Source organism: Providencia sp. Je.9.19, from assembly GCF_051129765.1.
In the GTDB taxonomy this organism is placed as follows: Bacteria; Pseudomonadota; Gammaproteobacteria; order Enterobacterales; family Enterobacteriaceae; genus Providencia.
The window spans coordinates 873,723-889,962 of record NZ_JBCPSS010000001.1; the positions used below are offsets into that span (position 1 = coordinate 873,723).

The 16,240-nt window shown below is 37.7% G+C and carries 12 protein-coding genes; 5 read left to right on the forward strand and 7 right to left on the reverse strand.

All coding sequences use genetic code 11. From position 1 onward, the window contains the following. The first annotated feature begins 1 nt into the window (after position 1). Complete coding sequence (gene xseA / locus AAZR93_RS04090; RefSeq protein ID WP_434719045.1) at positions 2–1,369, forward strand: exodeoxyribonuclease VII large subunit; 1,368 nt, start codon at positions 2–4, stop codon at positions 1,367–1,369. Positions 1,370–1,431: 62 nt separating this feature from the next. Here the strand turns inward: xseA and AAZR93_RS04095 are convergent, their stop codons facing one another. The 5 genes from AAZR93_RS04095 to maeB all read right to left on the reverse strand — a co-directional run bounded on the left by AAZR93_RS04095 (position 1,432) and on the right by maeB (position 10,272). After that, a complete protein-coding gene (locus AAZR93_RS04095; protein ID WP_434719046.1) occupies positions 1,432–3,693 on the reverse strand; it encodes a TonB-dependent receptor domain-containing protein in 2,262 nt (753 codons plus the stop codon). A 160-nt stretch (positions 3,694–3,853) separates the two neighbouring features. Next, entirely contained in the window at positions 3,854–6,013 is a 2,160-nt protein-coding gene (locus AAZR93_RS04100; RefSeq protein ID WP_434719047.1) for a S9 family peptidase, read from the reverse strand. A 16-nt stretch (positions 6,014–6,029) separates the two neighbouring features. Beyond that, positions 6,030–6,830 carry an energy transducer TonB family protein gene (locus tag AAZR93_RS04105; RefSeq protein ID WP_434719048.1) on the reverse strand — a complete coding sequence of 267 codons (801 nt, stop codon included), beginning with the start codon at positions 6,828–6,830 and terminating at the stop codon, positions 6,030–6,032. A gap of 133 nt (positions 6,831–6,963) precedes the next feature. Continuing rightward, entirely contained in the window at positions 6,964–7,830 is an 867-nt protein-coding gene (locus AAZR93_RS04110) for a ChaN family lipoprotein (protein WP_294105869.1), read from the reverse strand. Positions 7,831–7,992: 162 nt separating this feature from the next. Continuing rightward, positions 7,993–10,272, reverse strand: coding sequence for an NADP-dependent oxaloacetate-decarboxylating malate dehydrogenase (maeB, locus tag AAZR93_RS04115; protein ID WP_294105866.1), 2,280 nt, complete (start codon positions 10,270–10,272; stop codon positions 7,993–7,995). A 421-nt stretch (positions 10,273–10,693) separates the two neighbouring features. On the opposite strand from maeB, the gene AAZR93_RS04120 reads away from it, so the two are divergent. The 4 genes from AAZR93_RS04120 to AAZR93_RS04135 all read left to right on the forward strand — a co-directional run bounded on the left by AAZR93_RS04120 (position 10,694) and on the right by AAZR93_RS04135 (position 13,713). Further along, positions 10,694–11,314, forward strand: a complete 621-nt coding sequence (locus AAZR93_RS04120) for a LuxR C-terminal-related transcriptional regulator (protein WP_294105863.1) — start codon at positions 10,694–10,696, stop codon at positions 11,312–11,314. 218 nt (positions 11,315–11,532) lie between these two features. Further along, on the forward strand, positions 11,533–11,904 hold the full coding sequence (locus AAZR93_RS04125) for an ArsC family reductase (protein ID WP_294105860.1): 372 nt from the start codon (positions 11,533–11,535) through the stop codon (positions 11,902–11,904). A 13-nt stretch (positions 11,905–11,917) separates the two neighbouring features. Then, positions 11,918–13,048, forward strand: coding sequence for a succinyl-diaminopimelate desuccinylase (gene dapE, locus AAZR93_RS04130; RefSeq protein WP_434719049.1), 1,131 nt, complete (start codon positions 11,918–11,920; stop codon positions 13,046–13,048). Further along, complete coding sequence (locus tag AAZR93_RS04135) at positions 13,045–13,713, forward strand: M15 family metallopeptidase (protein ID WP_434719050.1); 669 nt, start codon at positions 13,045–13,047, stop codon at positions 13,711–13,713. Before dapE ends, AAZR93_RS04135 begins: the two co-directional genes overlap by 4 nt. Before the next feature lie 115 nt (positions 13,714–13,828). On the opposite strand, the gene AAZR93_RS04140 is transcribed toward AAZR93_RS04135, so the two are convergent. Then, complete coding sequence (locus tag AAZR93_RS04140; protein WP_294106191.1) at positions 13,829–14,221, reverse strand: DUF454 family protein; 393 nt, start codon at positions 14,219–14,221, stop codon at positions 13,829–13,831. Between the two features lie 827 nt (positions 14,222–15,048). After that, positions 15,049–16,212, reverse strand: coding sequence for a fimbrial protein (locus AAZR93_RS04145; protein ID WP_336431508.1), 1,164 nt, complete (start codon positions 16,210–16,212; stop codon positions 15,049–15,051). Positions 16,213–16,240 lie beyond the last annotated feature (28 nt).

A 16,240-nucleotide genomic window follows, 5' to 3' on the forward strand; every position in this document is an offset into this window, starting at 1 on the left:
CATGTCGACACAACAAAATAACGCAATTTATTCTGTCAGCAAGCTCAATCAGTCTGTTCGCGAGCTGTTAGACAGCCAAATGGGCAGAATTTGGCTCACCGCTGAAATTTCTAATTTTTCACAACCAAGCTCCGGTCATTGGTATTTGACGTTAAAAGATGACAGAGCACAGGTTCGTGCGGCCATGTTTCGCGGTCAAAATACCCGAGTCAGCTTTCGTCCGCAAAATGGGCAGCAAGTGCTTGTCCGCGCCACAGTAACACTGTATGAGCCACGTGGTGACTATCAACTCATCATTGAAAGTATGCAACCTGCAGGTGAAGGATTATTACAGCAGCGCTTTGAGTTGCTCAAACAAACATTGAATGCACAAGGCCTGTTTGATATTGCTCATAAAAAACCGTTACCTACACCTGCAAAATGTGTTGGAGTCGTAACGTCGGCAACAGGTGCGGCGCTACATGATATTTTACATATACTGCGTCGTCGTGACCCTTCTTTACCCGTCATTATTTATCCAACTCCCGTTCAAGGTGAATTGGCTCCTGCACTTATTGCTCGCGCAATAGAAATTGCTAATTTACGTAATGAGTGTGATGTGCTGATCGTCGGTCGTGGAGGTGGTTCTTTAGAAGATCTTTGGGCATTTAATGAAGAAATCGTCGCTAGGGCTATTTTTTCAAGTAAACTGCCTGTTATTAGTGCTGTTGGTCATGAAACTGATGTGACAATAGCAGATTATGTTGCTGACGTAAGAGCACCAACCCCGTCTGCCGCGGCCGAGTTAGTGAGCCGAAATCAAACTGAAATGTTACGCCAAATCCAGTCTCAGCAACAGCATCTTGAAATGGCGATGGATTATTACCTGGCAAGCCAGCAGCAACGCTTTGCTCGCTTGCAGCATCGATTACAGCAACAACACCCACAATTACGTCTTGCAAGACAACATCATCAACTTAATTTACTTGAGCAAAAATTAACTCAGTTGATGACTCGCCAATTGCAAAAAGCCACCTTCCATTTTGAAAAATATGAACGCCGTTTATTGCAAACTGATATGCGTCCACAACTGCAAAAACAACAACGACAACTTCAACAAACTCAATATCATCTACAAAATATGATGTCTGGACTTGTAAATAGTTATCGTCAACGTTTTGCAGTTGCATGTTCAAAGATGGAAGCAGTAAGCCCTTTAGCTACGCTTGCTCGTGGATTTAGTATTAGTGAAACAGCGGAAGGCGCTGTACTGAAAAAAACTAATCAAGTTAAATTAGGTCAACAACTAAGAACACGCCTCAACGATGGTTGGGTTGAAAGTGAAATCACGAACATTCAAAAGCTAAAAGCAAAAAAATCAGTGAAATGAGCATTTCCACCACTTATCTAATGAAAATCATTCAGATAAGTGGTGGTTAATTTATTTATTGCTTAAAAACGCACCTGCCCACCAAGCATGTAAGTTCGCCCTCTTGCAGTGGCATTATTTTTTCCTCTCTCTTCCATAATGGCCGTCGAGTTTGCGCGATTTAATGCATCAGAATAATTTTCATTGGTAATATTGTTAACCGTGAACATCAATTTGATGTTTTTATTCATTTCATAATCTGTATATAAATCAATTACTGTGGGTTGCTTCTCATATTTATCTTTTAAAGCATCACCATTATTATCTACGATAGACTCCACACCAATACGTTTCGATGGACCCGTCCATGTGATCATCGTCCCTAATTTTAATTTTTCGTCTAACAGCCTAACACCCGTATCTAGTGTAAGATAATAATCAGGTAATTCTGTAAAATCACCCGCACTGAAATCAGCCATCCGCGCTATTGAGTTCGGTTGATCGCCAGTTTCCTTTGTATACGAAACTGTAGAATAAAAAACACCTGCATCATAGTTGGCTTGTAATTCATAACCGCGTAAATTGACATCACGAGGGTCATTAGTATAAATATAACTTTTTTGTATAATGTCAGGTCCTTCTTTATCCCAAACATCATCATTCATTAAGCACCATTCAAATTCGGCATCATTCCTTGGGCGACATAATAAGTAAGGTTTACTGGTAATATAATCTTTAATTTTTGTATGGAACCAAAGTGCTTTTAAATTAAATTGATCGCCTTCAACCACTAAATCTGGTCTAAAGCTATTAAACCCAATTTGCCATGTTTGTGCCTTTTCTCCTTTTAAAAACGGATTCATTGATTGTCCACCATTTTGCGAATAAAAAACTTCTTGCGAATTTGGTGCACGCATTGAATGTGCGTAGCTGACAAAAGGTTGAAATTCAGGGATCACTTCTGCGGATAGCAATAACCCTGGGTTAAATCCACCTTCTCGTAGATTTAAGTTTGCTTCTTCTTGCGGGAAACATTTTTCCGTTTCATTACAAGCAGGTTTATAGCCATTTAAACGATAATGGGTGTAATTTAAATCAAATGTCGCCGTATAAATATCATATTTAGCCTCAAGTTGTGTATAAGCACTTATTAAGTCTTGCGTTCCACTTGGTGAGAATGGATTATAAATCAACGTATCTTGATCGATGACCGAGCTGACTTCTTTCTGATATTTAGTTTTCATCAGTTTTGAACCCGCTAACCATTGGTAATCTACAGCGCCATAAGAAAAACGGCTGGTATTAAACATATTAATGCCATCTGCCGTATTTTCTGATTTACCCTCCCTCAATGCCCAACCTAATGAGTCACCTTCAAATTGTTGTTTACTTTTTCCATGATTCGCCAATAACTCGAAATCAATAAGTTCATTTAAAGGTGTATATTTGTATTTAAGGTAATAATCTTCACTGTCAATTTTTCGACGTGTTAATTTATTTTGAAAAAAGCGCCCGCTGAATTCTAATTCATGGCTATCATTTGGTTTAAATTTTAATTTAGTGAGTTGTGATTGAGGCTTTTGCTTATAGGTTGAATCAGTAGCAAAATCCTCACTATTATAACCAGAACCATTTTTATAACTGCCTGGGATATTGAGCCCACTGACGGCAATTAACCCACCGATATAACCATCCTCTGAATTTAATTGCGATTTTCCAGCAACAGCGACCATACCATTATAACCAAGACCGTTATCTCCCCAGCTCGCTTTACTACGTAACCCATATAAATTATGGTCAAGTAATACATCATCAATACCAATTGTTCTAAAATTTGCACTTCCAGCTAATGCATTAATACTGTTGCTACCATTTAATTGCCCTTTTTCAACTTCAACTTTTACAATAAAGTTAGGATCAATTAATGCACCGAATTCATTATTTGGTTGTTGCCCGTGAGTATAGCTACTTGGAGAAATACCATAATAGCTTTGCGTTACCCCATCGACCATCATATTGACACGGCCAAAACCACTAAGCCCACGAATATTAACACTCACAGCACCTTGACTAGCATCCATTTGCGTATAGGTGCCTGGCATGGTACGGATAATTTTATCCATTGACTGTAATTTATTTTCAGTTCCCACGGCACTAAAAGCGCCAGGTTTTTCTAATGCTTTGACTAATGCGGTTTGTTTCTGCGCCCCAGAGACCTTCAATCGACTAAATTTCACCACTTTATCGTCTGTCTTAGTTGGTTGCTGTGTATTTTTAGCAAAAGAAAAGCTAGGGTATCCAGTTATGATTAAACTGATCCCCATATATATTATTTTATTATTCATCAAACCATTCCTGTAAACACATGAATTACTTATGTGCTCACATGCCACAGCGGAAAATTTGCTACCGCTAATAAGAGAACGGCAGTAAATTATAATTTATTCACTATAACTTGCTACCGTTACCCTTTACTATCTTAGCTCTTGGCTAATTATTATTTAATTACTTTAAACGAGGAAAATAAACATCTTTATTTTCTAACATCAAGATAAAACTATAATCCAAAGCGGTATCATCTAACGCGTTAAATCTCCCTGATTTTCCGCCATGTCCCGCATTCATATTTGTCTCTAATAACAATATTGAATTACCTTGTTTCATATCGCGTAATTTTGCCACCCATTTAGCAGGTTCCCAATATTGTACTTGGGAGTCATGCAACCCAGTAGTAATGAGTAAATGAGGGTATTGTTGTGCCTTAATATTATCGTAAGGGCTATAAGATTTTATGCGCCAATATGCATCTTCATTTTCAGGATTACCCCACTCGTCATATTCACCAGTAGTCAGTGGAATTGAAGGATCAAGCATTGTCGTCACCACATCAACAAATGGAACGGCGGCAACAACACCTTCATACAGTTCAGGGGCCATATTAACAACCGCTCCCATCAACAAGCCTCCCGCACTACCACCCATTGCATAAATATGCCCTGCTTGACCGTAACCTTGATTTATTAACGCTTTTGTTGCGTCGATGAAATCAGTAAATGAATTCATCTTATTGATTGTTTTACCTTGTAAATACCAATTTTTACCCAAGTCACCGCCACCGCGAATATGGGCAATAGCATATACAAAACCGCGATCGAGTAATGATAAACGAGAAGAACTAAATGATGGGTCGAGGCCATAGCCATAAGCGCCATAACCATATACTAACAACGGATTTTTGCCTTCCTTGAACATGTCTTTACGATAGACCAATGAAACAGGAACTTTTACGCCATCCGTCGCCGTTATCCATAAACGCTCACTTTGATAATTGGCTTTATCAAAATTAGGTACTTCTTCTTGTTTTAATAACTGTTTTTCTTGCGTCTGCATATCTATTTCATAGATAGAAGAAGGTGTAGTCATTGAAGAATAGCCATAACGCAGCTTATTCGTATTTGGCTCAGGGTTACTTGAAACCCATGCCATATAGGCAGGATCATCAAAACTGACATAATTTTCAGCTTTTGTTTGCCAATTGATTTGGCGAATATTGACTAAGCCGTTAGCACGCTCTTCCAATACAAGCCATTGATTAAAGAGTTCAAAACCTTCTAAATCAACATCATCACGAGGCGCAATTAACGTCATCCATGCATCAGAATTATTTTCACTCGTGTAGAGCCCAAATAATGGGTTTTCATGGTTAGAACGAATATAAAATTTATTATCAAAATGATCAGGGTAATATTCAACACCGGTTTGGCGAGCTTTGAATACTTTGGCTTCCTGTGTAGGAATATTTGCATCAATCAATCGATATTCGGACGTTTCAGTGCTCGTGATACCAATTAAAATATAATCTTTAGAAGTCGATTTAGATAAACTCACATAATAAGTATCATCTTTTTCTTCATATAACAGCTTATCTTGTGCTTGTTTTGTCCCAAATTGATGCGAAAAAACTTGGTATGGCAGCAAAGTTTGTTTGTCTTTATTTACATAAAATAACGTGCTGTTATCGTTAGCCCAAACAATATTGCCCGACGTATTTGTTAATGTTGCTTCTTGCCATTGTTTATCACCAACTTGACGGAAAGAAACAGCAAATTCATTGCGACCTTGTTTATCTTCTGCAATTGCTATCATCGTATTATCAGGAGAGATGGCTAATGCGCCCATTCGATAATATTCTAGGCCATCTGCCCGTTGATTGCCGTCGACAAGCAAAGACCATTCACCTTTGCTATCAATCGGGCGTCTTTCATAAATTGAATAGTTTTTTCCAGCTTCAACCCGCGTTCTGTAAGTATAACCATTATAATCATACGGAACTGATTCATCATCTTGCTTCATACGAGAAAGCAATTCGTCATAAATTTGTTTTCTTAGCGACTCGCCAAGTTTAAGCTCTTGTTTAGTATAGTTATTTTCTTCGGTTAGATAATCGATTATCTCTGGTGATTTTCGTTCGTCATCTCTTAACCAATAATAATCATCTACACGTACATCGTTGTGCATTGTCATTGTATAAGGTTGTTTTTTTGCCTTAGGTGCTGACATGTAATCCTCCGCAAGGCTATTCCCTGCATATAATCCAAAGAGTGTAATAATACAAAATTTAGTGACCCCAAGAGATGCTAACAATAAATGTAATCGTTTGAACATTTTTTTTCCTAACTAATTAATCATTATTTATCGTAAAATCAATTGCCATTTCTACTATCACACGTCCATTTATCAACATGTCAGCAGGTGGTTGGGGTAATGGTTCAGCTCTTGAAAGCACATTTTGCGCTTCTCTGTCCAAGGATTGAGTTCCTGATTTTGCCGCTAATGAGCTCGCTAAAACATAACCTTGCGCATCAACTTCAAACTTAACAACAGGACTACCCATTCGATTTCGTTTTTGAGCATCTGCGGGGTAGCGCTTAAATTTATTAAGCTGCCCGAGCACCAAAGCTTCCCAACGCCTTTTCTCATCCAGTTGTGACTGAGATTGGCTATTTATCTGCGCGGCTATGCGTTCAGATTTTTTTAACGCAGCAGCGTCACTCGTAACTGGTGCATCACTCGCTTTTGAATGATCACTTTCAATTTTTTTAATTTTTGGAACCTTATTTTCCTTTTGCTCTTTTTTAGGCTCAGGTAGTGACTTTTTCTTGTCTGTTTTCGTCACTAAAATTTCAGCTTGTTCATTGATGAGCACCGAAGGAATTTCCATCTCTTCTATTTTTGATTCTTGTGCTTCACTTGCCACTGATAATTCTTGAGTTTGACCTATATTTAATTCAGTTAATTGCTCAGCTTGCGCATCAATAGAAAGCTCCATGATCACCGAAGGTGGTGGCAATAGCTGTTCTCGTTGTTCTTCATACATGTTATGAATAAACAAGCTAATAATTACAATATGTAAAACAACAGCTAAAACGGCTGAACCTGCCATTTTAAATGTTTGTCCTTGCCCTAAAGTCATTGTATTCATTTTTATCTTTAATCACACAAAACGTGAATGATAATCAATAACAAATGCAAATGAAAACTATTTCTTATATTTTCGACTAAATCATTCGCAGAAGTCATTGATTATTCATGATATGAAACTATTTCGTTATTGATTATTTAGGTGTGTACCAAACATAATCTGCATGTAAATGATCAATTTCATTGTCTTGCTCAGAGATAATCAACACTTTAAATTCAGCATTTTCATCAAGATCTTGTACATGTAACGGTACTCCGATGGCTCTTGTTGCGTGATAACCACCGACAAATAAAAGTGCAGGTGTTGGAGCCTTAATGAGTGATTCAGCCATTCTACGATCGCGTAATTGTTGAATAACAACCATCTTGTCTACTTGTTCAGCCGTTAATTCGCCACCATGTGAACTTTCAATTGTTTTGCTAATGATTTCCTTAACGATGGGCTGCGTTGAACGCTCCCCCGTTAATACAGGGGAATTATGATAAGCCTCTGTTATTTCTTGTTTATCAAGATTGGCAGTTAATAATGGGTAAGGTGTTTTTAATAGCTGTTTAACCAATTCACCATACTGCTCCCATGGCCAACCATTTTGCCATTTAAGTGTTGATTGCAATTTTTCATCTCGTATATAGAGATTACCTTGCATTTCAGCTTTAATATTATTGACCTGAGCTTGTTGTGAAGGTGTAAGCATTTCAAGTAAAACAGATCCTTGAGGTCTTACTTTGGGCATTTCTTGTGAAAGCCATTGTTCTATTTGGTGATGGTATTGATTGTCATGTTTTTCACCGACAATTACTCTAGGAGATTGCGAGAGCTGTTGAACTAGCTGTTGTGGCGTAATTGCTTTTCCTGTCGATAGATCGATAATTTTCCCTTGAGCGGTTAGTTTATTATCTAACTGGACGGGAGATTGCACTATTTTTTGAGTGCATCCGGTCAGAAATAATAGCCCGATAAAAAGAATCGATGCACTGCCCTTCAATCCAACTGATATCATTATATTTTCCATATCTAAGTAGTTAATCCACTCAAAATACAGATAATGAGAATCATTTACAATTAAAAAAGACTTCTACTTATAAAAATAGAAGTCTTTTGTTTTTAAATTAAACTAACAGGCTTATTAAATATAAAACCCTATTAATTTAAGGCCTTATAATTAAAGTGGATTAGTTTGAGCTTCAACTACGGCTAATGCCACCATATTCACGATACGGCGTACAGACGCAATCGGAGTCAAAATATGTACCGGTTTTGCTATTCCCATCAACACAGGTCCTACTGTCACACCATCTGAACTCGTTACACGCAATAAGTTATAACTAATACGAGCAGCTTCCATATTTGGCATAATCAATAAGTTAGCAGAACCTTTTAATGGGCTATCTGGCATAACATCTTTTCTGATTGATTCAATTAATGCCGCATCGGCATGCATTTCACCGTCAATCTCTAGGTGAGGATCGCGAGATTTAATCAATGCTAATGTATCGCGCATTTTTTGAGCCGACGCGCAATCAGAAGAGCCAAAACTTGAACGCGATAACAATGCAACTTTTGGTTCAATACCAAAACGACGCACGGTATCTGCGGCCATAAGCGTAATTTCAGCAAGTTCTGCTGAGGTTGGATCTTCATTAACATAGGTGTCAGCAATAAATGTATTACCCGTAGGCAAGAGTAATGCATTCATGGCACCAGCCGTGTGGACGCCATCTCGGAAGCCGAATAGGTCTTTAACCACATTGTAATGCTCACCATAACTTCCCACAGTACCACAGATCATGCCATCAGCTTCACCACGTAAAACCATAATGCCACCGATGAGAGTCGGGTTACCTATCACTGCACGACGCGCCATTTCTTGTGACACACCACGACGTTTCATGATTTGATAATATTCTTGCCAATATTCTTTATAGCGCGGGTCATTTTCGTTATTGACGACTTCAAAGTCTTTACCGAGCTCAAGATGTAAGCCCAATTTTTCAATGCGCATCTCAATAACACTTGGACGCCCTACTAAGATAGGGAATGCCAAACCAAGTGAGACTAATTCTTGCGTCGCATGCAATACGCGCTCTTCTTCTCCTTCAGCTAAAACAATGCGTTTTTTCGCTGTTTTTGCTAAAGAGAAAATAGGTTTCATGAATAAATTTGTTTTATAAACAAACTGATTGAGCTTTTCAATATAGGCATCAAAATCTTGAATTGGACGGGTTGCAACACCAGAATCCATCGCTGCTTTTGCCACCGCAGGCGCAATTTTCACAATTAAGCGAGGATCAAATGGCTTAGGAATAATATATTCAGGACCAAAAAATAAATCTTGATTACCGTAAGCAGAGGCAACCTCTTCACTTTGCTCTGCTAATGCGAGGTCTGCGATAGCGTAAACGCAGGCCAATTTCATCTCTTCATTGATAGTGGTTGCGCCAACATCCAATGCACCACGGAAGATAAATGGAAAACACAGAACATTATTAACTTGATTTGGATAATCTGAGCGTCCAGTACAGATAATTGCATCTGGGCGTACTTCTTTTGCCAATGGTGGCAGAATTTCAGGTTCAGGATTAGCGAGCGCTAAAATAAGCGGATCTTTAGCCATCGTTTTCACCATTTCAGGTGTTAAAACACGAGGGCCTGAGCAGCCTAAGAAAATATCAGCGTCTGGAATTGCATCCGCTAAAGTACGTTGGCCATTATCATCAATCGCATATGCTGCTTTGGTCACATCCATTCGGTCATCACGACCTTTATAAATCACACCTTTTGAATCGCACACCGTAATATTTTCACGTTTTAATCCTAACGCCACTAACAAATTCATACAGGCAATTGATGCGGCACCGGCACCCGATACCACCAGCCTTACCTCACCAATCTCTTTTTTGACGATCCTTAAACCATTAATGACGGCAGCTGTACAGATAATTGCGGTTCCATGTTGGTCATCATGAAACACCGGAATTTTCATTCTTTCGCGCAGTTTTTGCTCAATATAAAAGCACTCTGGCGCTTTAATATCTTCGAGATTAATACCGCCAAAAGTAGGTTCAAGCGAGGCTATAATGTCAACAAGCTTGTCTGGATCCGTTTCATCGACTTCAATATCAAAGACATCAACACCAGAAAATTTCTTAAATAATACGCCTTTTCCTTCCATGACAGGCTTACCGGCCAAAGCACCGATATTGCCTAAACCCAGCACTGCCGTTCCGTTTGAAACAACACCCACCAAGTTTCCTTTTGCAGTATAGCGATATGCTTTTAAAGGATCGGCTGCAATTTCAAGACAAGGGACGGCAACACCTGGCGAATAAGCTAATGCGAGGTCACGTTGCGTCGTTAAGGGTTTAGTTGGTGTTACAGTTATTTTCCCTGGATGAGGAAACTCATGAAAATCAAGAGCACTTTGTTTTAATTTATCATCCATCATCAAGTCCTTTCAAAATAGGTAAGGTAAGAGCGATAACAGTATAAACACATCTTTCTAGCAAATCATGATCATGCTGGCAATTTCCAGAAAAATCTTTTGGTTACGATGAAAATGAGTAAAAAACTAAGTAAAGCGTTCTCGGGTTTTAGAATAATAGCAATATTATTAGTTATAACTCTATTTCTACAAATAAATTACTTACTTCAATCTTCATTATTATTTTTCCAAATTTAATGTATTATTTAAATAACAAGAAGAAATTGAAATAAAAATTAAAACATAATTTCGTCATGTAATTCATGGAATTTAAATTATTAACAAATAGATTGAATCAAGCCATTAAATAATAGCTCTAATAGTTAATTTTTAATTCTTTATATTATCTCATTAAGCGCTAGGACATAAAAAGGAATTAACTATGTCTAATCACACCGTTATGATTATCGATGAACACCCTATTATCCGTTTTGGATTACGTCAGTTAATGGACTCCGATGAACATTTTACCGTTACTGCAGAGAGTTGTAATTGCTCAGAAGCACTTAATATTGCTACGCGTTTACAGCCTGACATGATTATGATTGATATTAATATGCATGGAAATAAAACGTTTGAAACCATGCGATTACTGCGTAAACACTGCACTAACAGTTACCTACTCGTTCTTTCATTATCCACAATGAAAACAGATGTCTATAGTGCTATCGATGCAGGTGCTCAAGGCTATCTATTAAAAAACTGCGATCTTGATATGCTGATGCATAGCTTAAAAAAGGCAACTGCGGGCCATCACGTTTTTAGTGAAAAAATATACCAACATTTGATTACACGCCATCAAACAACAGAACCATTATCTAACTTAACCCGTCGTGAATGTGAAATTATCCATGAAATGGCCGCCGGTTTAAAAAATAAAGAAATATCACAGTTATTATTTATCTCGGAAGAAACTGTAAAAGTTCACATTAGAAATATTTTAAAAAAACTACATGTTCGTTCGAGATTAGAAGCTAGCTTACTTTATATGCGTTCAAAATAAATGATGCAATAATAACTTAATCACAAAAAATTATTATTTTAAACTCATTTAATATGAAGCTTATTAATTAACAAGTATTAATCAATAGTCCGTCATTCAGTATATGACTAACGTTTTCATTTATAAATAATAAATCTTTCCTATTCAAAGGGGTAGACCAAAAAACCATTTTCGCGCATTATGTTAAGCAAAATAGTAAGTCATCAGAGGACTACGCGATGCCAAACACCCCTTCTTCGTCTTATATTATGTATGGAATTAAAAACTGTGACACCATTAAGAAAGCACGCCGTTACTTAGAAGATAATGAAATTCCCTACCAATTTCATGATTACCGCGCTGATGGTCTCAATGATAAGCTGTTATCGACCTTTATCGCGCATTTGGGCTGGGAAGTTCTTGTTAATAAAAGAGGAACGACATGGCGAAAACTAACAGAAGATGAAAAAAACTCAGTTATTGATGCTAACAGCGCAAAAAAAGTATTGCTCGACGAACCTGCAATGATAAAACGTCCTGTACTTGTTTCTTCAGATAACCGCTACATCGTGGGTTTTTCTGCCGATGAATACCAACACTTTATTAAATAAACAGGAGATTAAAATGGATTGTCCTGTTATTAAACTGGCAAAACAACTTATCGCTCAACCCTCTATTAGCCCAGATGACCATGGCTGCCAAGCATTACTAATAGAACGTCTTGCAAAAATAGGCTTTACCGTTGAGCAAATGCCATTTGGGGATACGTTAAATTTTTGGGCTTATCGTGGAATGGAAGGTGAAACTCTTGCATTTGCAGGCCATACAGATGTTGTTCCGGCTGGGGACCCCACTCATTGGCAAACACCTCCATTTACCCCCACTATTATTAATCAACATCTTTATGGGCGTGGCGCTGCGGATATGAAAGGCTCAGTTGCCGCAATGGTGGTTGCTGCCGAGCGTTTTGTTGAAAAACATCCAGAGCATCGTGGTCGTCTTGCCTTTCTAATTACTTCTGATGAAGAAGCTGCGGCGACAAATGGTACAGTCAAAGTAGTTGAAACATTAATTAGCCGCAATGAACGTCTAGATTATTGTTTAGTTGGTGAACCCTCAAGCCAATCTGAACTTGGCGATATCATTAAAAATGGTCGTCGAGGGTCTATTACGGCGAATTTAACTGTTATTGGCACGCAAGGACATGTTGCTTACCCCCAACTAGCGGATAACCCCATTCATCGTACAGCCCCTTTTTTACAAGAACTTGTTACGACCCAGTGGGATAACGGTAATGCATTTTTTCCTGCTACAACAATGCAAATTGCCAATATTCAAGCAGGAACTGGGGCAAGTAATGTAATCCCCGGTGAACTTTTCATTCAATTTAATTTTCGATTTAGTACAGAACTAACTGATACGATGATCCGCGAGAAAGTGATCGAAATGCTCACTCGCCATGGATTGAACTATAAGATTGAATGGTCACTTTCAGGGCAACCATTTTTAACAGGTGACAGTAAACTTGTCACTGCAACAAGACAAGCCATCAATGAATTTACAGGGCGTACTGCCACCCTTTCCACCAGTGGTGGCACATCAGATGGTCGATTCATTGCTCAGACAGGTGCACATGTAATTGAGTTAGGTCCATTAAATGCCACCATCCATAAAGTAGACGAATGTGTCAGTGTGGACGATTTAAAGCAACTCGCCTTAATTTATGAAAGAATTATGGAGTTGCTATTATTATGATCACTATTGATATGCTAACCGGTCGTTCTTCAGACCACTTAGTCACATTAGGTGGTAACCATCGCTTGCAATTTAATACCACCAAAGCCTTTCTCGCGATGCAACAAGCCGCAGCTAAGTCTGGATTTAAACTGCAATCAGCGAGTGCATTTCGCGATTTTTCACGCCAATTATTAATTTGGAACGAAAAGTTTAGTGGTAAACGTCCCGTGCTTGATGCCCAAAGTCAACCATTAGATATAGCAACACTAACTGAAGGGCAACTGTGCGAAGCGATTTTACACTGGTCAGCACTACCAGGTGCAAGTCGCCACCACTGGGGAACTGAGATAGATATATATGATCCCTTGAGAATCCCTGTCGGTCAAACATTACAATTAGAGCCTTGGGAATACGAAGAAGGTGGCTATTTCGCCGAATTAAATAACTGGCTAACAGATAATATGGCGTCATTTGATTTTTATCGCCCTTTTACTGCCAAAGACGCCGGAGTGGCTTATGAGCCTTGGCATATCAGTTATTGGCCACTATCTCATGAAGCTGAACAGCTACTCACTCCTGATGTTATCAGACGCGTTTTATTACAAGAAGATATTAATGGTAAAAGTTGGTTATTAGATAATCTTGATTATGTGTTTAGACGCTATATTAAAGTGCCTGATTAACCCTTTTGATATCAACCAGTATGCATCAGCGACATATCGCCATAAACATAAAGCAGATGCATACGGTTATTTCTATTACTGTGATTTTTGGTACGGTTGTTTAAAATAAAATTATTTAACGTTCTGTTTTAGTACGTGTTGGAATTTGTTCATCAACCACAGGCAAACGGTACATAAAAAAGAGTAACCAACAAAGCAATGCTAATAAACCTATTTTCAACCACCAAAAACTCACAACCCAAATAGAAAAAGAAAATGTGATTAATATTAATGCAATCGCTTTTGGCTTCGCCCCTTTAGGTAATCCTTTATACTTTTGCCAATGACGAATATAACCGCCAAACCATGACCGATAAAGTAACCAATGATGAAAACGAGGAGATGAGCGTGAAAAACACCAAGCTGCTAGCAGTAAAAATGGTGTTGTGGGTAATACCGGTAAAATCACCCCTGCGAAAGCTAAAATGACGGCGAGCCAGCCTACCATTATCAGAAATATTTTTTTTATACTCACTTAGGTTTTCCCGTATAAGACAATAGTCCGTAAAATATCCTTATAAAACCTATGGTAACCTCGAAGATGACCAAGATTATACTCTAATACCAAATGCGCTAAATGAGAAGGAATCTCTTTTATCTTTCCCCAATATCAGATAATTTTTAATTGATCATACTTTTCCTACTAGTGCATAAATCTATCTTTTTCATCTTATAAATAAAAAGGCTTCATCATTAATTGATTTCTTTTACTTACTCACATTTGAACTAAGCTAAAATGAAAGTATGGATAATTCACTATGTCTTTATAAGGCTATAAGCATACAAATGATAAGGGATTATATTACTAAATCCACAATATGCTGTGTCATAAATAATTCCGTTAACAACCTTTCAACTTGAAATATGAAGAATATGTTTTATATCGGGTAAGAATGGTAGAGAGATAATGAAACACTTATCTTTATTGACAGCAGTTGTTATTTTCACTTCCAATGTTAATCGTGGATATAGTTAAACTAAAACATTGGGAGAACAACAAAGCGGTAAAATTACCTTTATTGGCAATGTTGTCGAACCATTATGTGACGTTCATTTCAATAACACTAAATATGTCAGTATTGAGTGTTATCATGATGGGAAATATATAACGAAATCTAGCTCACTAACACAAATAAAGAAACTTAATTTTAGCTATGTGAAAGTGAATATAAACACGTTAACTAAAAAAAGATATTAAACTTATATTATGATTAATACGTATAATTTTAAACACTTAATCGGGATACCCAAATGAATAATTGAAGTATCCCGATTTTTTATTACATGTTTATCTGACTATTGCATATCTATCATGAAAATAGCCTTACTATTCGCCTTACCCGGTTTAATTATTTCAGGGGGATATTTAACATACCTAGCGCTAAAGTTTAACGTTATTATTTGAGTACCCGACCCCGTTTGTACTGGAACCGCTATCCAGTTATTATTGGTAATGGGAATCCCGTTCCCTAAAGTACCGAGTGAAAGCACTTTCACTCGGCCGCCAACCGAATTTAATATTTCAATAGCTACGCCTTTCGCGGTTGAACCTAAGTCAGGATCTAATAGCAAATAATTTTGCTCATTATTCACCCTATTTTCCTCATTAGGTGCGAAACCATATTTTACTTTTGTAGCGCCCCGCTGGCATTCAAGTGTAACTGAAAAATTTGCTGGGGTTGAAGGAAGGCTAGTTGCTGAGTGCTGACCTAAATTGACGACAGAGGTCACTTGATTTATACCGCAGGCATTAATAACTCGCCCACCAATAACTCGCTGAGCTAAATTAGTATATGAATTAGCGGCTGAAAATGTTGTGCCTGGATTTAAACCTGGTCCAGAAAATCCAAATACTCCGCGAGAAACGATACCCACTTGGCTTAAGTATGCATTTGAATTAACGGCTTGATCTGAACGAACTTGATTAATAGAGATACCCGAAAAATGTTTTAATGTAATATTAATTTTATTTGGATTAATTGAGTCTATATCATATCCAGTCAGTTTTTTTCTTTGTACTGCGTTATTAAACTGTGTTGTTGTATCCGTATTTGAACCAATGAAGAAATTAAACATCATGCCCGTCATGTTAGTTGACCAATATCTAATACCGGCTAAAGTAAGACGCGGGGCATTATTATTAATAATTCCAGGTGGCATATAATACATTTCATAAATTGAGTCCTTATCAGTTAGGTCACATTGAAAAAGAACCCTATCTAATGGAATACCAGTTTGACCGGATATGTTACTAGGCGATATATATTCATATGCTAAAAGTGTACCTATTGGTTGATATACTTCCCTATAGATCATCAAGTCAGTTTTTGACCCAACTCTCACGGGATTTCCAGAATTACCACTTGGTAATCCACCATTCCTTACAACACATGTAGCTTGGGATAATTCGGACATAAAAAATAATATAAATCCGAAAAACATTAAATCACGTTTAAGCATAACTCTCTCCGAACATAACACAAGTTAA